This window comes from Janthinobacterium sp. BCJ23, from assembly GCF_059617945.1.
The window spans coordinates 28,475-52,485 of the sequence record NZ_JCAQAW010000014.1; the positions used below are offsets into that span (position 1 = coordinate 28,475).

The window sequence follows — 24,011 nt, forward strand, 5'->3', positions numbered from 1 at the left end:
TGACGGCGGCCGCTGGCTGTGTGCGCGCACCTAGCGAGGCCCAAGTTGAAAGAGTACACAGCAGTTGTCACGCAGCAGATCAAGGAACAGATTTCCAAAGTTAAAGAAATCTTCCGCGACCATTCCCTTGCACCGGACACCTTCGACGCCGCGCGCGACGATGCCTTGCCCCTGCGTTCCGAATTATTCAGCGCCATGCAGATGGCCGCCCACGGCAAGCACGTGGCCACCGGCCATGCGGTGGGCAAGCATCACGGCCGCGACCGCCTGTTGGCGCGCCTGGCCGACAATGCGGCCCTGATCACGGCCACCGTCAACGAGCTGACGGCGACCGTCAAAAGCGGACGCCAGGTCACGCCCGCCTCGGAATGGCTGCTCGATAATTTTTACCTGATCGAAGAGCAGATCCGCACCACGCGGCGCCATTTGCCGAAGAACTACAGCAAGGAGCTGCCGCGCTTGACGTCGGGCCCCGACGCCGGCTGCCCGCGCGTCTATAAAATTGCGCTGGAAATCATCTCGCACGGCGATGGCCGCGTCGACCTGGAAAACCTGTGCCACTTCGTCGAGGCTTACCAGGATGTGGCCACCCTGACCCTGGGTGAACTGTGGGCCGTGCCCATCATGCTGCGCCTGGCCCTGATCGAAAACCTGCGCCGTGTGGCCGTGCGCGTGGCCGACGACCGCATGCAGCGCGACCTGGCCAATACCTGGGCCGACCAGATGACGGAGATCGCCGAGCGCAATCCCAGCGGCTTGATCCTGCTGGTGGCCGACATGGCCCGGTCGAATCCGCCGATGACCAGCGCCTTCGTGGCCGAATTGTCGCGCCGCCTGCAGGGACAAAGTTCCTCGCTGACCCTGGCGCTGTCGTGGCTGACGCACAAGCTGGCCGAGTCGGGCCTCACCATTGAGCAGCAGATCCAGTCCGAAATCGGGCAGCAGGCGGCCGACCAGGTATCGATCGCCAACAGCATCGGCAGCCTGCGTTTTCTCGGCACCATGGATTGGCAGGAATTCGTCGAGACCATGAGCGTGGTCGAGCAGACCTTGCGCCTCGATCCGGCCGGCACGTATGGATTGATGGATTTCGCCACGCGCGACAGCTACCGCCACGCCATCGAACGCATCGCCAGGCGCAGCGCGCGCAGCGAAGTGGAAGTGGCCGAGATGGTGGTGCAGCTGGCGCACACGCACGGCAACGGCAATGACGCGCGCCGCGGCCACATCGGCTTCTACCTGGTGGGGCGCGGCGTGCTGGTACTGGAAAAACAGGCAGGCGCGAAGCTGCCCTTCGTCGAGGCGCTGCAGCATACGGCGCGCGCCGCGCCGCTGGCCGTCTACCTGGGCGCCATCTGCTTCCTGACCCTGGCGACGAGCGCCTTGCTGCTCGAGCGCGCCGTGCGCCATGGCGTGCAGGGCTGGCCCCTGGCGGCGCTGGGCGCGCTGGCGCTGCTGGGCAGCAGCCAGCTGGCCGTGGCCGTGGTGAACTGGCTGGCGACCCTGATGACGTCGCCGCACCCGCTGCCGCGCATGGATTACCAGGCCGGCATTCCGTCGGACGCGCGCGGCATCGTTGTCGTGCCGACCCTGATCTACAGCGAGGAAAACGTGGCGGCCCTGTGCGAGGCGCTGGAAGTGCGTTATCTCGCCAACCGCGACCCGAACCTGCGTTTCTGCCTGCTGACGGACTTCGTCGACGCCGAGGCGCAAACGATGCCGGGCGACGAAGCCCTGCTGCGCCAGGCGCAGGAGACCATCCGCATCCTGAACGAGAAATACCGCGTGGAGGGCGTCGAATTCAAGGAAAACGGGGACCCTGCCGATCCCGAGGAGCTGGGCCATGTGGGACCGTTCCTGCTGCTGCACCGTCCGCGCCTGTGGAATTCGCAGCAGAATGCGTGGATGGGGCAGGAGCGCAAGCGCGGAAAATTGTCCGACCTGCACGCGTTCTTGCGCGGCGGCGCGCGCGACAAATTCTCGCTGGTGGAAGGCGAGTTGCGCGGCCTGCGCACGATCAAATACGTGATCACGCTCGACACCGATACGCAGCTGCCGCGCGACGCGGCGCGCGAATTCATCGCCACCATGATGCACCCGCTGAACCGCCCCGTGCTCGACGCGGCCGGCACGCGCGTCGTGGCCGGCTACGGCATCCTGCAGCCGCGTGTGGCCGTGGCGCTGCCCAGCGCGAACGCCTCGCGCTACGAGCTGCTGTGCGGCGGCGAACCGGGCATCGACCCGTATACGCGCACCGTCTCCGACCTGTACCAGGACGTGTTTTATGAAGGCTCGTTCATCGGCAAGGGCATCTACGATCTCGACATGTTCGAGCGCGTGCTGGGCCAGCGCCTGCCCGATAATAAAATCCTCAGCCACGATCTGCTGGAAGGCTGTTATCTGCGCGCGGGCCTCTTGAGCGACTCGCAGCTGTACGAGGAATATCCGGCCCGCTACGACGCCGACGTGAGCCGCCGCCAGCGCTGGATCCGCGGCGACTGGCAACTGGTCGGCTGGCTGCTGGGCCGTGTGCCGGGCCGCGCCGGCAAGCGCGAACGCAATCCCTTGTCGATGCTGTCGCGCTGGAAGCTGTTCGACAATCTGCGCCGCAGCGTCGTCGCGCCCGCGACCACCGTGTCGCTGCTGCTGGTATGGGGCTTCCTGCCGCATGTGGCCTTCTGGAGCGCGGCCGTGCTGGCCATCATCTTCCTGCCGCCCGTCTTTTCGGCCCTGTACGATCTGCTGCGCAAGCCGCGCGACACCCTCTGGCGCCAGCACCTGGCCGCGTTCGAGCGGCGCTGCGGCGTGCAGTTTTCGCACGCCATGCTGACCCTCGTCTTCCTGCCGTACGAAGCGTGGATCAGCCTCGATGCCATCGTCCGCACCCTGTGGCGCCTGGGCGTGTCGCACAAGCATTTGCTCGACTGGCGCGCTTCGAACCTGCATGTGTCGTCAGGTTCGCAGGCCGACAGCTGGCGCGCCATGTGGTGCTCGCCCGCGCTGGCGCTGGCCACCTTCGGCGCCTTGCTGTACTGGCGTCCGGAAGCCTTGCCCGCCGCCGCCGTGGTGCTGCTCTTGTGGCTGGCCGCGCCCGCCATCGCCTGGTGGATCAGCCGCCCCATCGAGCGGGCCGTGGCGCGCCTGTCGGCCGAGCAGGGACGTTTCCTGCATGGCGTGGCGCGCAAGACCTGGGCCTATTTCGATACCTTCGTCGGGCCGGACGACCACTGGCTGCCGCCCGATAACATGCAGGAACACCCGAACCTCGTGGTGGCGCACCGTACCTCGCCGACGAATATCGGCCTGGCGTTGCTGGCCAACCTGACGGCCTACGATTTCGGCTATCTGACCCTGGGCCAGTTGATCGAGCGCAGCCGCGCCACCTTGCACAGCATGGGCGAACTGGAACGCTTCCAGGGCCATTTCTATAACTGGTACGACACGCAGACCCTGAAGGCGCTGCAGCCCATGTACATCTCGACGGTTGACAGCGGCAACCTGGCCGGCCATCTGCTGACCTTGCAGCCGGGACTGGTGGAGCTGTATGACGCCCCGATCATCGGCGCGCAAGTGGTGCAGGGCATCCGCACGACGGCGCAGGTGCTGCAGGAATTCATCGCCGCCGAAGGCGAGGGCAAGGCCATGCGCGACAGCATGACCCTGCTGCAGGCGCAGGCCGCACCGACCAGCCTGGCCGAATGGCATGCCTACCTGAGTGCTGCGAATGGCGCGGCCGACGCGCTGCTGTCGCTGACCTTGCAAAGCGAGGATGGCGAGCTGTCGATGTGGGCGGGTGCGCTGGCGCGCCAGTGCCGCGCGGCGCTGGCTGAATTGCTGCAACTGGTGCCGTGGGCGGCGCAGGCGGGTGTCGATGCGGCGTGGCTGCGCGTACCGACCCTGCGTGAACTGGCCAACCTGGAAACGCCGGAAGGCCTGCCTTCGGAGCTGGCCGCCTTGCTGGCGCAGGGCCGCGAACAGGCGGGTCGCCACATGCGCGACATCGCCCACGCGGCGGGCCAGGCGCGCGACTTCGCGCAGATCGAATACGGCTTCCTGTACAACCCGTCGACAAAACTGCTGGCCATCGGCTACAACGTCAGCGAACGGCGTTTGGACCCCAGCTACTACGATTTGCTCGCTTCCGAAGTGCGCCTGGCCAGCTTCATCGCCATCGCCCAGGGCCAGCTGCCGCAGGAGCACTGGTTCGCCCTGGGCCGCCAGCTGTGCATGGTGGCCGGCCAGCCCGTGCTGCTGTCGTGGAGCGGCTCGATGTTCGAGTACCTGATGCCGCTGCTGGTGATGCCGAACTACCCGAACACCTTGCTCGACCAGACCTACCATTCCGTCATCGAGGCGCAGATCGATTACGGGCGCCAGCGCGACGTGCCATGGGGGATTTCCGAGTCCGGCTACAACACGGTCGACGCCAGTTTGAACTACCAATACCGTGCCTTCGGCGTGCCGGGGCTGGGCTTGAAGCGGGGCCTGGCCGACGACTTGGTGGTGGCGCCGTACGCCAGCATGATGGGCCTGATGGTGCAGCCGGAAGCGTCGTGCCAGAACCTGCAGCGCATGCAGGCGGCCGGCTACATGGGGCGCTACGGCTTTTTTGAAGCGATCGATTTCACCACGGCGCGCCTGCCGCGCGGACAGGGCAGCGCCATCATCCGCTCCTTCATGGTGCACCACCAGGGCATGGGCTTTCTGGCCCTCAGCTACCTGCTGCACGACCGCCCGATGCAGCGCCGTTTCGAGTCCGATCCGCTGCTGCAATCGGCCTTGCTGGTGCTGCAGGAACGCACGCCGCAGGCGGGCGCGTTTTACTCGAACACGGCCGAACTGGCGGTGCTGCGCAGCGGCGCGCCCGAGCAGGCCATGCCGATGCGCATCCTCACGCAAGCCAACAGCGCCGTGCCGGAAACGCAGCTGCTGTCGAATGGCCGCTACCACGTCATGGTGAGCAATGCGGGCGGCAGCTACAGCCGCTGGAAAGACCTGTCCGTCACGCGCTGGCGCGAGGACAGCACGCGCGATAACTGGGGCAATTTCTGCTATCTGCGCGACCTCGATGATGGCGAAGTCTGGTCCACCATGTACCAGCCCACGTTGGCCGAGCCGAAGAAATACGAAGTGATTTTCTCCGAGGGCCGGGCCGAGTTCCGCCGCGCCGACCATGGCCTCGACCTGTACACGGAAATCGTCGTCTCGCCGGAAGACGACATTGAAATCCGGCGTACGCGCATCAGCAATAATTCGAACCGCCAGCGGCGCATCGAGATCACCAGTTTTGCCGAAGTGGTGATGGCGCCGGCGGCGGCCGATGCGGCCCATCCGGCGTTCAGCAAACTGTTCGTGCAGACGGAAATCCTCGCGCATGAAAAGGCGATTTTATGCACGCGCCGGCCCCGCTCGAAAGAGGAGCAGATGCCGTGGCTGCTGCATGTGATGACCGTGCACGATATCGAGCGCTACGAAGTATCGTTCGAGACGGACCGCGCGCGCTTCATCGGCCGTGGCAATACGGCGCAGCTGCCGCAGGCGCTGCAGGAAAGTGGCCCGCTCAGTGGCGGCCACGGTTCCGTGCTCGACCCCATCGTGGCCATCCGCTATGTCATCACGCTCGAACCCGACCAGGCCGTCACCGTCGACAGCGTCACCGGCATGGCCGAACAGCGCGATGCGGCCTTGCACCTGATCGACAAATACCAGGACCGCCATCTGGCCGACCGCGTGTTCGAACTGGCCTGGACGCACAGCCAGGTGGTGCTGCGCCAGTTGAACGCCAGCGAAGCGGACGCGCAGCTGTATGCGCGCCTGGCCAACGCCGTGATCTATCCGAATGCGGCCCTGCGCGCTGAGGCCAGCATCCTGATCAAGAACCAGCGCGGCCAGTCCGGCCTGTGGGCGTATGCCATTTCCGGCGACCTGCCCATCGTGCTGCTGCAGATACGCGACGCGGCCAATATCGAGCTGGCGCGCCAGATGGTGCAGGCGCATGCCTATTGGCGCCTGAAAGGATTGATCGTCGACCTGGTGATCTGGTACGAAGAGCAGTCGGGCTACCGCCAGCTGCTGCACGACCAGATCATGGGCTTGATCGCCTCGGGCATCGATGCGCAGGCGATCGACCGTCCGGGCGGCATCTTCGTGCGCCTGGCCGAGCAGATCGCCAACGAAGACCGCATCTTGCTGCAATCGGTGGCGCGCGCCATCATCAGCGACTTGCGCGGCACTCTGGCCGAGCAGGTCAAGCGCCCGCCGAGCCCCGTGCTGCGCATGCCGCCGCTGCTGCAGGACCCGGCCCGCGAACAGGGCGGCGTGCCGCACCGGGCGCCAGAGCGCCAGTTGATCCTGGAAAATGGCCTCGGCGGTTTTACACCCGACGGCCGCGAATACGTGATCACCACGGCAGAAGGCAAGCAGACGCCGGCGCCGTGGTCGAACGTGCTGGCCAACGCGCAATTCGGCACGGTGGTGTCCGAAGCGGGCCAGGCGTACACGTGGAGTGAGAATGCGCATGAATTCCGCCTCACGCCGTGGCAGAACGACCCTGTTTCCGACCTGTCCGGCGAAGCGTTCTATGTGCGCGACGAGCAAAGCGGCCAGTTCTGGTCGCCCACGTCACTGCCGGCGCGCGGCAGCGGCGACTACGTGACGCGCCACGGTTTCGGCTACAGCATTTTCGAACACAGCGAAGGCGGTATCGCCACGGAATTGTGCACCTATGTGGCGCTGGACGCGGCCGTCAAATATTCGGTGATCAAGGTGCGCAACGACAGCGGCGTGCCGCGCCGCCTGTCCGTTACCGGCTATGTGGAATGGGTGATGGCCGACCTGCGCGCCAAGTCCGGCATGCATGTGGCCACCGAGGTCGACACGATCAGCGGCGCCCTGTTTGCGCGCAATAACTACAACACGGAGTTTTCGGGCCGGGTCGGCTTCTTCAATACGGATGCCAGTATCCGTTCCATCACCTGCGACCGCAATGAATTCATTGGCCGCAACGGCAGCCTGGCGCAGCCGGCAGCGCTGCGCCGCGTGCGCCTGTCAGGCAAGGCGGGCACGGGACTGGACCAGTGTGCCGCCATCCAGGTGCCGTTTGAATTGCAGCCTGGGCAGGAGCGCGAAATCGTCTTTATCCTCGGCGTGGGCGGGCGCCGCAATGCCGACGCCAGCACCATGGTGCAGCGCCATGCGGGCAAGGAAGCGGCGCGCGCTACGCTCGACGCCGTGCGTGCGCACTGGGACAGCACCCTGGGCGCCGTGCGCATCGAGACGCCCGACCCGTCGCTCGACGTGATCGCCAATGGCTGGCTGATGTACCAGACCATCGCCTGCCGCCTGTGGGCGCGCAGCGGCTATTACCAGTCGGGCGGCGCCTACGGTTTCCGCGACCAGCTGCAAGACGCGATGGCGATGATACACACGGCGCCGCAGCTGCTGCGCAAGCACTTGCTGTTGTGCGCGGCGCACCAGTTTGTCGAAGGCGACGTGCAGCACTGGTGGCATCCGCCATCGGACCGCGGCGTGCGCACGCACTGCTCCGACGACTACCTGTGGCTGCCACTGGCCGCCTGCCGCTATGTGATAGCCACGGGCGACGTCAACGTGCTGTCGGAAGTGGCGCCCTTCATCGAGGGCCGCGCCGTCAAGCCGGAAGAGGATTCCTACTACGACTTGCCCGTGCGCTCGGGCGAGTCGGCCGACCTGTACGAGCATTGCGTGCGCGCCATCCGCCATGGCCTGCGCCTGGGCGTGCACGGCTTGCCGCTGATCGGTTCCTGCGACTGGAACGACGGCATGGACAAGGTGGGAGAGCATGGCAAGGGCGAGAGCGTGTGGCTGGCCTTCTTCCTGTACGAAGTGCTGCAGCGCTTTGCCGAGGTGGCCATGCTGCGCGGCGACGCTGCGTTCGCCCAGTTCTGCCGCGACGAAGCCGTGAAACTGGCGGCCAACGTCGAGGAACATGCGTGGGATGGCGAGTGGTACCGGCGCGCGTATTTCGACGATGGCACGCCCTTGGGTTCGCACACGAACGAGGAATGCCAGATCGATTCGATTTCGCAAAGCTGGGGCGTGCTGTCGGGCGCCGCCAACAAGGAGCGGGTCGCCGGCGCCATGCGCCAGGTCGATGCGCGCCTCGTGCGCCGTGATTCCGGGGTGATCCAGCTGCTCGATCCGCCGTTCGACAAAGCCGACCTCAATCCCGGCTACATCCGCGGCTATGTGCCGGGCGTGCGCGAGAACGGCGGCCAGTACACGCATGCGGCCATCTGGACGGCGATGGCGTTTGCCCGCATGGGCGATGGCGAAAAGGCATGGGAACTGCTGCGCATGATCAGTCCCGTGCGCCATGGCGCAGACGCGCAGGCGGTGGCGCGCTACAAGGTGGAGCCGTACGTGGTGACGGCCGACGTGTATGCCGTGGCGCCGCACGTGGGACGGGGCGGCTGGAGCTGGTACACGGGATCGTCGGGCTGGCTGTACCGCCTGATCGTCGAATCCCTGCTCGGCTTGACGCGCGAAGCGAACGTGCTGCGCATGGCACCGATGATGCCGGCCGAGTGGCGCAGCTTCAAGCTGCATTACCGCTTCGGCGCCAGCAGCTACGCCATCACGGTGGAGCAGGCGCAGGGGCGGCCTGCGGGACTGTCGCTCGATGGCGTCACGCAGGGCGGCAACAGCATCGCCCTGCGCGACGAGGGCCGCGAGTATGCGGTGCTGCTGCTGGTTTAGTCTTGCCCACGTACTTGCCAAGCATCGTGTTCGGGACGGCGCCGGCCGGCCAGCAGGATCAGGCCGGCGCCAAACAGCAGCAGGTCGCGCGTGCGCACTTCGGGCGCGGACTGCGTTGCCGTCTGCTGGTGGTAGTTCAAGGCTGCCGCCGTGGCGGCGGCAGGCTGGCTGGCGCAAGCGGCCAGGCACAGCGCCGCCATTTTTCCATTCAAATACATACATTCCTCAAGAAAGCGCACCGGCCGTTGGGATCGGCGCGCCGGTATTCATGTCGCCGACATTGTAATTATGGACATGAATATTGTAAATGAGAAATTATCCAAGACTGTCTCATAAACCCAGGGCGGCGCCTGCACCCAGCAGGGTGGCCACGCCCAGCACGGCAAACACCAGCGCCGCGATGCCGTGCACGAGGCGCAGCGATACACGGTTGGCGATCCTGTCTCCCAGGTAGACGGCCGGCACGTTGGCCAGCATCATGCCGAACGTGGTGCCCAGCACGACGGAAACAATGTCGTGGTAGCGCGCCGCCAGCGCCACGGTCGCCACCTGCGTCTTGTCGCCCATTTCCGCCATGAAGAAGGCGATCAGGGTGGTCAGGAAGACGCCGTATTTGGCCAGCTTCGTTTCGTCTTCATCGAGCTTGTCGGGGATCAGCGTCCAGGCGGCCATGGCCAGGAACGACACGCCCAGTACCCAGCGCAGCACGTCGGGCCCCAGCATGCTGGTGATCCAGGCGCCGACGGCGGCGGCGAACGCGTGGTTGGCGATGGTGGCGACGAAAATGGCCAGCACGATGGGCAGGGGTTTACGAAATTTGGCGGCCAGCAGAAAGGCCAGGAGTTGGGTTTTATCGCCGATTTCAGCGAGACCGACGATGCCGGTGGAGATGAGGAATGCTTCCATGAGATTGCAAGAGGTACGCGGGCCGGACGAATTAACCAATGATCCACGGGCGACTCCGGCCCATGCGGCCGCCCTGGATCAATGGTCTCGTCAAGTTCTGCAACCACCTGCACCATGGCCTGCGGGCCAATCATGTTGATACAGGTTCCCGCGGCAGGACCGCGGGACGACTACTCCCCAATGTTCGAGGCGCATCATACGCCAATGCCCGCGCCGGCGCCAGTAGCGCCGGGGTGGGGCGCGGCCCGGTGTGTGGGACTTCGACAACAATGACCGATTGCAAACAGACTCGACTTAGAATGCAGTTCTGTCCACGACTCCCAGATGGAATGCGCCATGCCGGTCCTTGTCCGCTTGCTTGCCTTGTGTTTGACCTTGTTTGCTCCCTTGTCCGGATTGTGCGCCGCGGCGCCCTTCGACGACAAGTTCCGCCAGCTGGAAGAGCTGCTGCCCACGCCGAATGCCTACCGCACGGCGTCCGGCGCGCCGGGCCACGCCTACTGGCAGCAGCGCGCCGATTACGTGATCCGCGCCACGCTCGATGAGGAACGCCGCGCCATCACGGCCAGCGAGCAGATCACCTATCACAACCGCTCGCCCGACAGCCTGGCCTATTTGTGGCTGCAGCTGGACCAGAATGGCTTGCGCCAGGATGCCGACCAGCGCCGCGTACTGAGTGCGCCATCGCGCCAGGCCTGGCTCAGTGGCAACGAAGACGAGGCGCTGAAATTTGAGGACTTGCGCGCCATCCATGCCGGGCGCGAATTTGACGGCGGCTTCAAGCTCACCGCCGTGAAAGCGGCCAACGGCAAGCCGCTGCCGTATGTGGTCAACCAGACCATGCTGCGGATCGATCTGCCGGTGGCGCTGGCGCCCGGCCAGAGCGTCACGTTCAATATCGACTGGTCGTATCGGATCAATGACCAGAAGGTGCTCGTCGAGCGCTCCGGCTACGAGTATTTTGAAGACGACAAGAACACGATCTTCCAGATCGCGCAGTGGTTCCCGCGCATGGCCGCGTATTACGACGCCGCCGGCTGGCAGCACAAGCAGTTCCTCGGCTCCGGCGAATTCACGCTGGAGTTTGGCGACTACGAGCTGTACCTGACGGTGCCGGGCGACCACGTGGTGGCGGCCACGGGCGAACTGCAAAATCCTGCGGCCGTACTGAGCGCGGCGCAGCGCGAGCGCTTGGCGCGGGCGAAAAACAGCAACACGCCGCTGCTGGTGATCACGCTGCAGGAAGCGCTGGCGGCGGAAAAAGGCAAGGCTGCGGGGATGAAAACCTGGCACTTCAAGGCGGCCAATGTGCGCGACGTGGCGTGGGCCTCGAGCCGCAAGTTCATCTGGGATGCGCAGGGCCTGGACAGCGGCGGCAAGCGCGTGATGGCGATGTCGTATTACCCGAACGAAGGCAATCCGCTGTGGCAGCAGTACAGCACGCGCGCCGTCGTGCACGCGATCGAGCAGTACAACAAATACAGTTTCGACTATCCGTATCCGAACGCGATTTCCGTCAACGGCGCCGTGGGCGGCATGGAGTACCCGATGATTGCGTTCAATGGCGGGCGCCCCATGAAGGACAAGAAGACGGGGGAGCTCACGTATTCGAAGACGGCAAAATATGATCTGATCGGCGTGATCATTCACGAAGTGGGCCACAATTATTTCCCCATGATCGTCAACTCGGACGAGCGCCAGTGGACGTGGATGGACGAGGGCCTCAATTCCTTCCTGCAGTACCTGGCCGAGCAGGCGTGGGAAGAGCATTTCCCGTCGTGGAATGGCGAGCCGCGCAAGATCGTCGACTACATGCGCAGCCAGAACCAGGTGCCCATCATGACCAATTCCGAGTCCTTGCTGCAGTTCACGGCGAACGCCTACGACAAGCCGGCCACGGCGCTCAACATCCTGCGCGAGACCATCCTCGGGCGCGAACTGTTCGACTTCGCCTTCAAGCAGTACGCGCTGCGCTGGAAGTTCAAGCGCCCGACGCCAGCCGACTTTTTCCGCACCATGGAAGACGCGTCCGGCACGGACCTGGACTGGTTCTGGCGCGGCTGGTTCTATACGACCGATGCGGTCGACATCAGCATCGACGGCATCAGCGAATATGGCGTGAGTACGAAGAATCCGGAAATCGAGAAAGCGTGGAAGAAGGCGCAGAAAGACGCGCAGCCCATCTCGATTTCGGACCAGCGCAACAAGGCGCTGCCGAAGAAGGTCGACATCGATCCCGCACTGAAGGATTTCTATAACCGGCACGATGACTTCACGGTCACCAACAAGGACCGCAACAGCTATGCGGAAGAGCAGGAGGGGCTGGAGCCGTGGGAGAGGAAGCTGCTGGAACAGCGCAACATGGGCAAGCACTTGTACCTGGTCGACTTTTCGAATCTCGGCGGCCTGGTGATGCCCTTGATCCTGGAAATCGAACTGAAAAGCGGCAAGAAGATCATCGAGCGCGTGCCGGCCGAAGTGTGGCGCTATGCGCCGCACAAGATCAGCAAGGTGATCGTCACGGACGAGCCGATGGTGGCGCTGGTGCAGGACCCGTACTGGGAGACGGCCGACATCGACACCAGCAACAACGCCTGGCCGAGAAAAATCACGCCATCGCGCCTCGAGCTGTTCAAGCAGGACCGCGACAAGAACAACCTGATGAAGGATTTTAATACGCCGCTGAAGGCGCCCGAGGCCAAGCAGGAAGCAAAATAGGGAAACAGCGCCGGCCAGTCCGGCGCTTTTTTCTGCCGGCCCGCGCCGGAAGTGCTATTCTGCGCGACGCCCCGGCGCACACGGACCGGGGCTTTCGCAAATCATTCAAAAGACGACCATGCAAACTTTGACCTTCCTGCGCGCGCTGGGCTGTGCGCTCCTTTGCCAGCTAACCCTGGCCGCGCACGCCGACCCCCTCAGCTATGCGCGCTACGACCAGGTGCGCACGCGCGACCTGCAGCTGGACCTGAAAGCGGACTTCAAGCAAAAGACGCTCTCCGGCTATGCCGAACTGTCCTTGAACTGGATCGATCCGGTGGCGCGCACCCTGGTGCTCGATACGCGCGATTTGTCGATCGCCAAGGTGCAGGTGCAGGACAAGCGCGGCGCCTGGCAGATGGCGCCGTACCAGCTGGACAAGGCCGATCCGGAAAAGGGCCAGGCGCTGCGCATCACCACCACGGGCCAGCCGGGCAAAGTGCGCGTCTACTATCACACGGCGCCGAACGCCATCGCGCTGCAGTGGCTCACGCCGCAGCAGACCATGTCGGGCAAGCTGCCTTTCATGTTCAGCCAGTCGCAAAGCATCAACGCCCGCTCGTGGGTACCGTCGCAAGATACGCCGGCCGTGCGTTTTACGTATAGCGCGCGCATCGATGCGCCAGCGGGCATGCGCGTCGTGATGAGCGCCGAGAACGACGAAAAGGCGACGGGCAAGGGCGGCTGGAAATTCAGGATGCCGCAGCCGATTCCATCGTACCTGCTGGCCATTGCCATCGGCGAATTGGAAGTGCGCAAACTCGGTCCCCGCTCCGCCGTGTATGCGGAACCGCCGCGCATCAAGGCGGCCGAATACGAGCTGGCCGACACGGAAAAGATGATCCAGGCAGCCGAAGCGCTGTACGGTCCATATGGCTGGGGACGCTACGACATGATCGTGCTGCCACCGTCGTTCCCCTATGGCGGCATGGAAAACCCGCGCCTGACCTTCCTCACGCCGACCATGATCGCGGGCGACCGCAGCCTGGTCGACCTGATCGCGCATGAACTGGCCCACTCGTGGTCGGGCAACCTGGTCACCAACGCCTCGTGGAAGCACATGTGGCTCAACGAAGGCTTCACCACCTACGTCACCACGCGCATCGTCGAGCAGCTGTATGGCAGCGAAGTGGCGCAGATGGGCGTGCAGGTCGACCAGGAAGAACTGGCCGCTGCGATCCGCGAACTGCCGGCCGCGAAAACGGCGCTGATCACGCGCGACGCGGACGCCAACCCGGCCGAAACGTACACGGACGACGGCATCATCTATCCGAAAGGCGCCTGGTTCCTGGCCACCATGGAGCGCCGTGCCGGCCGCGCCGTGTTCGATCCTTTCCTGCGCGGCTGGTTCGACCAGCACGCGTTCCAGAGCGTGACGACGGAGCAGTTCATCACCTACCTGCGCAAGAACCTGCTGGCGCAGCATCCGGCCGTGATGCCGGAAGCGGAACTCGATGAATGGCTGTATGGCACGGGCGTTCCGGCCAGCGCGCAGCGCGTCGTCTCGCCGCGCCTGGCGCTGCTCGACCAGCACCGCGACGCCTGGTTGAAAGGCACATTGCCGACGAAAGACCTGGGCATGGACAAGTGGATCGCCATCGAATCGATGCACTTCCTGAACGACATCAACAACAAGGCCAGCGCGGCGCAATTGCGTGAGCTGGACCAGGTCTACGGTGTGGGCAAGAGCGGCAACAATGAAGTGGCGTACCGCTTCTACCTGGCCTCCGTGAACGCCGGCTACGACGTGCAGCAGCCCTTGCAGGCATTCCTTATGAGCGTGGGCCGCCAGAAGTTCGTCGTGCCCCTGTACAGCGCCCTGATGAAGACGCCGCAAGGCCATGCGTGGGCCAAGGACGTGTATGCGAAGGCGCGCGAACGCTACCACCCGGTGACGCAGGAAAGCGTCGACAAATTGATGGCCGCGCAAGCGCATTGAACCTTCTTTGGACATCCTGACCATGCATACCATGAACCGCCTCGCCGCCGCCATCGTGCTGGCGTTTTCCGGCATCGCCATGCCGGCGCTGGCCCTTGACGCGGCCCCCGTTGTCGCCGCCGCACCGGTGCCCGCGCCGGCCTTCGATCTTGAGCGCGACGTCGCCACCGCCCTGAAAGTGTTCGACGTGCCCGGCATGGCGATCGCCATCGTCAAGGACGGTAAAGTCATCACCGCCAGGGGCTTTGGCGTGCGCAAGCTGGGCGAGCCGGCCGCCGTCGATGCGAAGACCGTGTTCGAAGTGGCATCGAACTCGAAAGGCTTCACGGCCGCCGCGCTGGCCATGCTGGTCGACGAGGGCAAGCTGGCCTGGGACGATCCCGTTACCAAGCATTTGCCCGGCTTCCAGATGCACGATTCCTACGTGACGGGCGCCATGACCATCCGCGATTTGCTGACGCACCGCAGCGGCCTGGGCCTGGGCGCCGGCGACTTGCTGTGGTGGCCGACGACGACCTTCAGCACCGACGAGATCATCGAGAAGCTGCGCTACATCCGTCCGGCCACGAGTTTTCGCAACAGCTATGCCTACGATAACCTGCTGTACATCGTAGCCGGCAAGATCATCGCCGACAAGGCGGGGAAAAGCTGGGGCGAGGCTATGCATGAGCGCATCCTGGCGCCGCTGGGCATGACGGGCACCACCACCAGCCTGGCGGAGAACGCGGGCAATCCCGACGTCGCCAATGCGCACAGCAAGATCGACGGCAAGATCGCCGCCGTCAAATCGATGCCCGTGCCGAATGCCGTGGGCGCCGTCGGCATCAACACGAATGCGGAAGATATCGCCAAGTGGATGATGGTGCTGCTCGACGGCGGCAAGATCGCCGGCGTGAAGGACAAGGATGGCAAGGACGCGCGCCTGTTCAGCGAAAAGCAGGGACGCGAAATGTGGACGGCGCAAACGCCGATCAAGATTTCTGAACCGAAGCCGGCGCTGGCCGCGACGAAACCGAATTTCAGCGCGTATGGCCTGGGCTTCCAGCTGCGCGACTACAAGGGCATGAAGGTGGCCATGCACGGCGGCGCGCTGCAGGGCTTTTATTCACGCGTGGTGATGGTGCCGGAAGCGAAGCTGGGCGTGGCCATTCTGACCAATGCGGAAAATGGCGGTTCCATGACGGCGCTGCAATGGCGCATCCTCGACCATTACCTGCAGGCGGCGCCGTCGGACTGGCTGGCGCTGGTGGCCAAGGTGGAGCAGGACCAGCATGCGGAAGAAGTGAAAAAGCAGGGCAAGGCGTCGAGCGCGCGCGCGGCCAGATCGCAGCCATCGCTGCCGCTGGCGGCGTACGACGGCGAGTACGAGGATGCCTGGTACGGCAAGGTCATCATCAAGACCGAGGGGAAAAAACATATCCTCAGCTTCACGCGCACGCCGGACCTGACGGGCGAGCTGGAACACTGGCAGCACGACACCTTCATCGTGCGCTGGAAAGAGCGTAACTTCAACGCGGACGCCTACGTGACGTTCTCGCTCAATCCCGATGGCAGCATCGACCGGGTGAAGATGGCGCCCGTGTCGGCCGAGACGGATTTCAGCTACGACTTCCAAGACCTGAGCCTGGTGCCGGTGAAACCGAAGGAAGCGAAGAAATAAAGGGTCGATACATAAAGGGTCGATACCAGAACCGCAGCCTGTGCTGCGGTTTTTTTTCGCCCGTTGCCATGCAAATGCGCGGCAGGAGGTCGGCGGGCCGGTTTTTATTCCATGAAATGGGGCGAAAAAGAAACGTTATCTTGTTTTCTTGTTTGCGTATTTACTAACTTTTCAAGGTGGTACTATTTCCGTGCGCCATGAAATTCGTCTGTCGACAGATGCTTTCTGGCGGCTGACGTCTTTGTCTTCCAGTGTTTTTTATAACGACTCAACTTTGGGGAATGGGATAAAAATGATCAATGTGAAAAAAGCCGTATTTGTCTTTTGCGCCGCCGTCGGTTTTGCCGGCGCCATCAGTTCTTCCGCGTTTGCCTTGCCAACGCGTGAAACCTGCGAGGAAGCCTATACCGCCTGCGTGACGGACGGCGATGCCAACGCCTGCACCCTGGTCAAGCGCCTGTGCGGCGTCTACGGCATCCACCTGTAAGGCGGCATTCGAATCCGGGATCGGGCGGCGCGCCGGAGTGGCACGCCGCCGTTTGCTTTTTATGGCTTGACGAACTTCAGGGTCATGCGGTCGCTCTCGCCGGTGGCCGTGTACTTGGCCCGGTCCACATCCTTGTTGGCGTAGGTGGGCGGCAGCGCCCAGACGCCCCCCTGGTGGTCCGCCGTGTCTTTCGGATTGGCGTTGATCTCCGACTTGGCCGCCAGTTTGAAACCTGCGCCTTCGGCCAGCTTGATCACATACGCTTCGTGCATGTAGCCGCTGCTGGCCGTGGCATCCTGCGCCTTGTTCGCCGGCAGGCGGTGCTCGACGACGCCGAACACGCCGCCCGGTTTCAGGCTGTCATACACTTCCTTGAACAGGGTCTGCATGCCCGCTTCGCCGATCGGTATCCAGTTGTGGATATTGCGGAAGGTGAGTACCATGTCGGCCGTGCCCTTGGGCGCGATACGGTAGGTGGTGGGTGGCGCAAAGGCGCCGATGTCCACCTTGCCGAAGGCGGTGGGATTGGCGTCGAGTTTTTGCTGGAAGCGCGCCGCGCCGCGGCGAGCGCCTTCGCTGCTTGACTGCGGGTCGTTGCCGGCGGCAATCAGCTTGCCGTTGTCGCGCAGGTAGGGCGCCAGGATTTCCGTGTACCAGCCGCCGCCGGGCGCCAGTTCCACCACCGTCATCGTCGGCTTGATGCCGAAGAACGTCAGCGTTTCATACGGGTGGCGGGCGCTGTCGCGCAGCGCGTTGGCTGGTGTGCGCGCGCTGCCGGCGATGGCCGCTTTCAGGGCCGCGTCGCCCGTGTCGGCGGCCAGTGCCGCGCCGCTGCCGCCACAGGCCAGCATGACCGTCAGGGCCGCAGCCAGGGATACTCGCTTCATCATCATTTGCTCCATGCGTGATTGGATCGGTTGGTGAATTGGTGGCGATCGCCATCAACGCCGATCATCGGTCAAGCACGCTGGCCGGTCAAGCGGATTCCGTCCCCCATGCGGCGGCATACGCGGGCATGTCGCAGGTGTTGAGCGCATCGGCGACGGCCGCGCCACGGCTGTGCGTGAACGGCAGTTCGCCCGTCCAGACGGCATGCGCCATGTCGCCAGCATCGTCGAGCGGGCCGCCCTTGCGCTGCTTGACGGCGTATTCGTCGAGCGCGATGCGCAGCACGGTGGTGGCCGCGTATTCCTTGGCGTTGCCGCCGCGCACGTGCGCCAGGCGTCCCGGCATCAGCTTTTCCATCAGCGCGTCCATGGCCGCATGCTGCTGGCCGATGTCGCTGATTTTTTCAAACCGCCCGTACACCATCGCCGAACGGTAGTTCATCGTGTGGTTGAAGGCGGAGCGCGCCAGCACCAGGCCGTCGAGATGGGTGACCGTCACGCATACGTCGCTGTCTTGCAGGAGCTTGAGCATGCGGCTGCCGTTCGAGCCGTGGATATACAGGTGGCCATCGATGCGCCAGCAGGCGGTCGGGATGCAATGGCTGCCCTTGTCGTCGTGGAAGGCGATATGGCACAGGTAGGCGGCATCGAGGATGGCGTACAGGGCGGCTTGCTCGTAGCTGGCCAGTTCGGCGACGCGGCGCACGCGGGTACGGGGGCTGGGAGGCAGGGCGGTAGTGGTCATGGCGGAAGTCCCGTTGGTTGAAGAGGAAGGCCGCACTATAATCGGCATCTGGCCCTGAAAAAAGATCCAGAACCGATAAATAATGTAGAGCCACAGTTGAGGGAGCCACATGGATTTTGCTTTGCTGCTGAACGCATTCGAGCGCACGCACCGCGAGCGGGGCTGGCCGCGCCAGCGCCTGCTGCATGAATGCCTGCGCGCAGCGATCCGCGGCGGCCAGCTGGCCCCTGGCACGCGCCTGGCCGCCACGCGCGTGCTGGCCGCCGAACTGGGACTGGCGCGCAATACCGTGCTGTACGCTTACGAGCAATTGGCCAGCGAAGGGTTTGTCTTGCCGGACCGGCGCGGCACCGTCGTCGCCGGCAGCGTTGGCGTGCCGGAAGCGGCACCTGCTGCCGGCGACGGCAATGACGGTTTGTCGCGCCGCGCCCGGCGTTTGCGCGGCGTGGCGGGGCAGGATGCCAGCGCGGCGGTGGTGTTTCCCGCCGACGCGATGGGCGCGTTCGCGCCAGGCGTGCCGGCGCTTGACGAATTTCCGCTGGCGCAGTGGCGGCGCATGCTGGACCGCGCGTGGCGCGCGCTGACGCCGCGCCAGCTCAATTACGGCGACCCTGCCGGCGAGCCGCAGCTGCGCATGGCCATCGCCGACCATTTGCGCGCCGCGCGCGGCGTCGTCTGCGATGCGGGCCAGGTGTTCATCACGGACGGTACGCAGAGCAGCCTCGATGTCTGCCTGCGCGCCTTTGCCGACCAGGGAGATACCTTGTGGATCGAGCATCCCGGCTATGGCGGCGCGCTGGCGGCGGGCCGTGGCGCGGGCTTGCAGGTGACGGGTATCGCCGTCGACATGGATGGCATCGCGCCGACGGACGAGGACTGGCGCGATACGCCGCCGCGCCTGATCTACACGACGCCGTCGCACCAGTATCCGACGGGCAGCGTACTCAGTCCCGCGCGCCGCATGGCGCTGCTCGAACGCGCGCGCGCGGCCGGCGCCCTGATCATCGAAGACGATTACGACAGCGAATTTCGCCATGGCGGCCCGCCGCTGGCGGCCATGCAGGGACTGGTGGCCGATGCGCCCATCGTGTACCTGGGCACCTTCAGCAAGACCATGTTCCCCGCCTTGCGCCTGGCCTTTATTGTCGTGCCGGCCGCGCTGGCCGGGGCCTTCGCGCAGATGCAGGCGCAGGGCGCCGCGCGGGGCCGCGTGGCCGAACAGCTGGCGCTGGCCGAGTTCCTGCGCAGCGGCCTGTTTGCGCGCCATGTACGCCGTATGCGCCGCCTGTACCGCCAGCGCCGCGACGCCTTGAGCGAGGCACTGCAGCGCCATGCGTGTGGGGGCGCGGCCATCCATGGCGGCACGGCCGGCATGCACCTGGCGCTGCGTTTTCACGATCGCGCATGGGATGACCTGGCGCTGAGCCGCCGCGCTGCGCAGGACGGCATCGTGGCGCTGGCGCTGTCCGCCCATGGCACGGGCGAGGGGACGCGAGAAGAGGCAGGCTGGAACGGTTTTCTGCTCGGCTATGCCCAGGTACCGGCCGAGAATATGGATGGCCTGGCGCGCCGCCTGGGCGCAGTGCTGCCGGCGTGATGCGGTTATCTTATTGCTGGTCCTGCATCCACTGTTTCAAACCGTTGACCCAGTTCTTGGCGGGCAGGTTGAATTGCTTCTTGATGGTGGCGGCGCGTTCGTATAAATCGCTGAAGTCGAGCGATGGCGATTTTTTGAAGGCCAGCACGACGATGTTTTCATCTTCCGTTTCCGGCACCCAGACGACGGCGTCGAAGACCAGTTCCATCGCCTGCAGATTCTTGTCGTAGTTGGGGAAGTCGCCGAAGACATTCGTGCACATGATGCCGTCGTCCGTCAGGCAGTCGAAGCAGGCCTGGTAGAACTCGGGCGTGTCGAGCACGGGGCCGCGCGCGTCTTCATCGTACAGGTCCACCTGCAGCGCGTCGACGGTGCCATGGTTGGCTGGGTCGAGCACGAAGTCGAGCGCATTCATTTCGCACACATCGAGGCGAGCGTCGTTCGGCGGCAGCGCGAACTGGGCGCCGCAGATGGCGATCACGTTCGGATTGAGTTCAATGGCTGTGACCGAGGCGTCGGGGAAGCGGCGGTAGCTGAACTTGGTCAGCGAGGCACTGCCCAGGCCCAGCTGCACGATGCGTCTGGGCTGCGTCTTGAACAGCATCCACATCATCATCATCTGCACGTATTCAAGTTCGATGGCATCGGGTTTGTCGAGGCGCATGGCGCCTTGCACCCACTTGGTTCCCAGGTGCAGGTAGCGGATGCCGCGGTGTTCGGTGGTGGTGGCGGGCGGGTGGCCCGGGTGGCTGAAAGCGGTATGGCTGGTGGAGGTAAAGTCGGTCGTCATGGCGCCAGTTTAGCAGCCGCCAAAGAAAAAGACGCCGTGGCGTCTTTTGGGTGGAGCGCTCAAGATTGTTTGCGGCGCCGCGCCAGGAAGCCGAGTATGCCCAGGCCGGCCAGCAGCATGCCATAGGTTTCCGGTTCAGGAACGGGAGCCAGGTTCAGGTTGAAGACGCCGCCATAACTGCCGCCCTTGGTGTTGCCGATGACGGTGAGGACCAGCGGGCCATTGAACAGGAGGTTCGTAGGCGCCAGTATTTCGCCCTGGGCATAGCCAAAGACGGTGGGGCCGCCAAAGCCGGTCAGGCCGATGCCATTCAGGTTGGCGCTGGTGAAGCTGATGGAGGAACTGTCCGAACCTGTGACGGACAGGTTGGCCAGAAAGGCTTGCGCGGTGGAACCGAAGGTCGCATCGGGTGTGAACGTGAAGGTATCGGTGAAGTCGCCGAGCGGACTGGGCACGGCGCTGAAGCCGCTGGTCCACAGATTCCCCGTGGTATTGACGAGGTTGACGATGTAGTCGGCGGCACTGGCGCTGCCGATGGAAGCAGCGCTCAGTACTGCCGCTGCGATGAGTGATTTTAATTTCATGTTGATCCCCGCGAAAAGACGATTGATGTTTCAAAAAAACCGTACCGCGCTGATAAATTATCGCTGAGACATCGCGTTGTCAATTAGTTATTTCAATATCATTATGCAAACTCAAATAGCTTATTTCTAACACACGGGCATGGGACGCGAGTGATTTCAATATTGACAATTTTTATTGTCAATATTTTACTCAAAATCGTCCGGGATTTTGTGGTCTAAAAATCGTTACGCTGGGAACTAATTTCTGTCCAGCAAGGGAAGAATCAAGGTCACCGCCAGGCCGCCGCCTTCGCGGTTGGCCAGGGTGATGCGCCCGCCATGGGCTTCGGCGATTTCGCGCGCCAGGGCCAGGCCCAGTCCCGTGCCGCTGCGCTTGGTGGAATAAAACGGCACCAGCGCGTTTTCCAGCACGGCGCCGCTCATGCCCGGCCCGCGGTCGCGCACTTCGATGCGCAGCTGGCCATGCGCCTGGCTGACGTGCAGGCCGATATGCTCTTCCCGTGAGCCCGATTCCAGCGCATTCTTGAGCAGGTTCAGCAGCGCCTGCTGCATTTGCGCCGCATCGAGCACGGCCGCCTGTGCGGGTGGCGGGCCGTCCAGCGTGAAGGCTGCCTGCGAGGCCAGACCGTCGAGGAAGGGCGGCCATTCGCACGGCGCCAGACGCGGCGCGGGCAGCTTGGCAAAGCGCGCATAGCCGAGGATGAAGGTTTCCAGGTGGCGCGTGCGCTCCTCGATGGTGGCGAGGATTTGCGGCAGGCGTTCCGTCTGGCCGCGGCGTACCAGTTCGGCGCCGGAATGGGCCAGCGAAGCCAGTGGCGCCAGCGAGTTATTGAGCTCATGGCTGATGACGCGGATGACTTTTTTCCAGGTCTGCACTTCCTGGCGCCGCAGTTCCAGGGTCAGCTGGCGCAACAGCAGCAGTTCGTGCTTGCGCCCGTTCAGGCTGAAGCTGCGCCGCGCCAGGTGATACACCTCTTCCTCTTCCCCTTCGCCGCTGGTAAACAAGCCGTCGTTGCGGCGCGCCAGCGCTTCGGCCAAGGCCGGCGCCGCCTGCTGCACGATGTCGGCCAGGTGATGCCCTTCCAGCCGGCGTCCCTGGTGCAGCAACTGGCGCGCGGCCAGGTTGGCGTAGACGATGGCGCTGCCCTCGGCAACCAGCAGCATGGCCACCGGCGTGTTTTGCACCATGGTGTCGAGCAGCAGTTCGCGCTGCACCAGGTCCAGACGCTGCTTGCGCAGCACGTCACCCAGCGCATTGTGGGCCGCCACCAGGTCGGCCAGCTCATCGTCCTGCGGCCAACGCAGGCTGAAGCCGAAGTCGCCGTCCTGGTAGCTCGTCACTGTGCCGCTCAAGGCGCGAAACAGCGACAGCATCGATTGCAGCTGCGCGCGGATGGTGATGACGGCCACCGGCAGCACGCACAGCAGGGTACCGGCCAGCACCAGCAGCGGCTGGCCTGGCAAAAAGTGCGCGAGCAGCAGGGCGATGACGATGCCCAGCACCAGCAGGGTGACGATCAGCGCCGTCCAGCGCGTGAGCAGCGAGAGGCGTATGGGGCGGTATCCCATCAGCCGCGCGCGATGCCCAGGCGTTCCATGCGACGGTACAGGGCCTGGCGCGACAGCCCCAGTTCCTGAGCCGCCTGCGCCACCACGCCGTGCGCACGCGCGAGCGCCGCGGTGACGCTGTCGCGGTCCGGTTCCGTCGCGCCGGCATCCTGCGGCGCGCGCGGCGATGCCGCACCGGCCAGCGGCAAGCCCGTTTCCAGCGCGCCGATCACCGGGCCGGCCGTCAGCAGGCTGGCGCGCTGCATGACGTTTTTCAGTTCGCGCACATTGCCTGGCCAGCCGTGCGCCAGCAAGGTCGCCTGCGCCTGCGCGTCCAGCGTCTTTTCGCCGCCCAGGAAATGCCGCGCCAGGAACAGGATGTCCAGCGGGCGCTGGGCCAGCGCCGGCAATCGCAGTTCGATCACATTCAGGCGGTAGAACAGGTCTTCGCGAAACGTGCCGGCCTTGATCATCGCCGGCAGGTCGGCGTTGCTGGCGCTGATGACGCGCACTTTCACTTGCCGCTCGCGGTTCGAGCCGAGGCGCTCGAAGCGTCCCGTTTCGAGCACGCGCAGCAGTTTCATTTGTCCGGCCAGCGGCAGGTTGCCGATCTCGTCGAGGAACAGGGTGCCGCCGTCGGCCGCGTCGAACTTGCCGTCGCGCGCGCGCGTGATGCCCGTGTAGGCGCCCGCTTCCGCGCCGAACAGTTCCGCCTCGATCAGCTCCACGGGCACGGCGCCGCAATTGAGCACGACGAAGGGGCCGCTGGCGACCTGGGAATTGGCTTGCACGATGGCGGCGATGCGTTCCTTGCCGCTGCCGTTCGGCCCCGAGATGAGCACGGGCACGTCGGCGCGCGCCACCTGGCACGCCAGGTGCACGACTCGTTCCGTGGCCGGGTCTTGCCACACCATGCCGCGCAAGTCGAAGTCGTGTTCCAGGGTGTGGCGCTGGCGCTGCTCGGCCACCACGCGCTGGCGCAGCGCGCGGTTGGCCTGTCCCAGCTCCAGCAGGTTCTGCACGCTGGCGATCAGGCGCCGGTCATCCCATGGCTTGGCCAGGTAGTCGGCCGCGCCGGACTTGATCAGGTCGACGGCGGCGTCGAGCTGGGTCCATGCCGTCAGCAGGATCACGGGCAGATCCGGGTAGCGTGCGCGGATCGCGTGGAACAGCGCGCCGCCTTCCTCGCCCGATGTGGTGTCGGCCGTGAAGTTCATGTCTTGCACCACCAGGTCGATGGCGTGGCGCTCGAGCAGCTGCAAGCCTTCCTCGGGCGAGGCGGCGCGCACGGCGTCGATCTCGTGCAGGGAGAGCAGCACGTCGAGCGCGATGGCCACGGCGGCATTGTCGTCAATAATGAGTACGGTAGGCATGC

The 24,011-nt window shown here is 64.6% G+C and carries 14 protein-coding genes and 1 riboswitch; of the genes, 6 read left to right on the plus strand and 8 right to left on the minus strand.

Annotated features, from left to right (window positions below; translation table 11 throughout):
* Nucleotides 1-108: 108 nt before the first annotated feature.
* Nucleotides 109-8,736 (plus strand): glycoside hydrolase family 94 protein, encoded by an 8,628-nt coding sequence (locus tag AC54AG_RS27925; protein ID WP_496632599.1) that lies wholly within the window; start codon nucleotides 109-111, stop codon nucleotides 8,734-8,736.
* Here AC54AG_RS27925 and AC54AG_RS27930 read toward each other — a convergent pair.
* Together AC54AG_RS27930 and AC54AG_RS27935 are read right to left on the minus strand one after the other, a co-directional pair.
* Nucleotides 8,733-8,954: a hypothetical protein gene (locus AC54AG_RS27930; RefSeq protein WP_034753159.1), complete on the minus strand. Its 222-nt coding sequence runs from the start codon at nucleotides 8,952-8,954 to the stop codon at nucleotides 8,733-8,735. The two genes, AC54AG_RS27925 and AC54AG_RS27930, sit on opposite strands and share 4 nt — an antisense overlap.
* Nucleotides 8,955-9,066: 112 nt before the next feature.
* Nucleotides 9,067-9,642, minus strand: a complete 576-nt coding sequence (locus AC54AG_RS27935) for a TMEM165/GDT1 family protein (RefSeq protein WP_319992121.1) — start codon at nucleotides 9,640-9,642, stop codon at nucleotides 9,067-9,069.
* A gap of 21 nt (nucleotides 9,643-9,663) precedes the next feature.
* A riboswitch (yybP-ykoY riboswitch) is annotated at nucleotides 9,664-9,833 on the minus strand.
* Between the two features lie 145 nt (nucleotides 9,834-9,978).
* Between AC54AG_RS27935 and AC54AG_RS27940 the strand changes: the two genes are divergently transcribed.
* The 4 genes from AC54AG_RS27940 to AC54AG_RS27955 all read left to right on the plus strand — a co-directional run bounded on the left by AC54AG_RS27940 (nucleotide 9,979) and on the right by AC54AG_RS27955 (nucleotide 16,485).
* Nucleotides 9,979-12,360 (plus strand): M1 family aminopeptidase, encoded by a 2,382-nt coding sequence (locus AC54AG_RS27940; protein ID WP_496632572.1) that lies wholly within the window; start codon nucleotides 9,979-9,981, stop codon nucleotides 12,358-12,360.
* 118 nt (nucleotides 12,361-12,478) lie between these two features.
* Nucleotides 12,479-14,338 (plus strand): M1 family metallopeptidase, encoded by a 1,860-nt coding sequence (locus AC54AG_RS27945; RefSeq protein WP_496632574.1) that lies wholly within the window; start codon nucleotides 12,479-12,481, stop codon nucleotides 14,336-14,338.
* 22 nt (nucleotides 14,339-14,360) lie between these two features.
* Nucleotides 14,361-15,998, plus strand: a complete 1,638-nt coding sequence (locus AC54AG_RS27950; RefSeq protein ID WP_496632576.1) for a serine hydrolase — start codon at nucleotides 14,361-14,363, stop codon at nucleotides 15,996-15,998.
* A 292-nt stretch (nucleotides 15,999-16,290) separates the two neighbouring features.
* Nucleotides 16,291-16,485: a hypothetical protein gene (locus tag AC54AG_RS27955; protein WP_046682096.1), complete on the plus strand. Its 195-nt coding sequence runs from the start codon at nucleotides 16,291-16,293 to the stop codon at nucleotides 16,483-16,485.
* A gap of 59 nt (nucleotides 16,486-16,544) precedes the next feature.
* Here AC54AG_RS27955 and AC54AG_RS27960 read toward each other — a convergent pair whose 3' ends face one another.
* Nucleotides 16,545-17,372 carry a class I SAM-dependent methyltransferase gene (locus AC54AG_RS27960; protein WP_496632578.1) on the minus strand — a complete coding sequence of 276 codons (828 nt, stop codon included), beginning with the start codon at nucleotides 17,370-17,372 and terminating at the stop codon, nucleotides 16,545-16,547.
* Nucleotides 17,373-17,460: 88 nt separating this feature from the next.
* Nucleotides 17,461-18,117 (minus strand): pyridoxamine 5'-phosphate oxidase family protein, encoded by a 657-nt coding sequence (locus AC54AG_RS27965; protein ID WP_496632580.1) that lies wholly within the window; start codon nucleotides 18,115-18,117, stop codon nucleotides 17,461-17,463.
* A gap of 109 nt (nucleotides 18,118-18,226) precedes the next feature.
* Between AC54AG_RS27965 and pdxR the strand changes: the two genes are divergently transcribed.
* A complete protein-coding gene (pdxR, locus tag AC54AG_RS27970; protein WP_496632582.1) occupies nucleotides 18,227-19,714 on the plus strand; it encodes a MocR-like pyridoxine biosynthesis transcription factor PdxR in 1,488 nt (495 codons plus the stop codon).
* A 10-nt stretch (nucleotides 19,715-19,724) separates the two neighbouring features.
* Here pdxR and AC54AG_RS27975 read toward each other — a convergent pair whose 3' ends face one another.
* The 4 genes from AC54AG_RS27975 to AC54AG_RS27990 all read right to left on the minus strand — a co-directional run bounded on the left by AC54AG_RS27975 (nucleotide 19,725) and on the right by AC54AG_RS27990 (nucleotide 24,009).
* Nucleotides 19,725-20,504, minus strand: coding sequence for a spermine/spermidine synthase domain-containing protein (locus AC54AG_RS27975; protein WP_496632584.1), 780 nt, complete (start codon nucleotides 20,502-20,504; stop codon nucleotides 19,725-19,727).
* A gap of 59 nt (nucleotides 20,505-20,563) precedes the next feature.
* A complete protein-coding gene (locus AC54AG_RS27980; protein WP_034753172.1) occupies nucleotides 20,564-21,088 on the minus strand; it encodes an FxDxF family PEP-CTERM protein in 525 nt (174 codons plus the stop codon).
* Between the two features lie 237 nt (nucleotides 21,089-21,325).
* Nucleotides 21,326-22,657 (minus strand): sensor histidine kinase, encoded by a 1,332-nt coding sequence (locus AC54AG_RS27985; protein ID WP_496632586.1) that lies wholly within the window; start codon nucleotides 22,655-22,657, stop codon nucleotides 21,326-21,328.
* The gene (locus AC54AG_RS27990; protein WP_496632588.1) at nucleotides 22,657-24,009 is read right to left on the minus strand and encodes a sigma-54-dependent transcriptional regulator; all 1,353 of its coding nucleotides are present in this window, start codon (nucleotides 24,007-24,009) and stop codon (nucleotides 22,657-22,659) included. The genes AC54AG_RS27985 and AC54AG_RS27990 overlap by 1 nt, the downstream gene beginning before the upstream one ends.
* Nucleotides 24,010-24,011 lie beyond the last annotated feature (2 nt).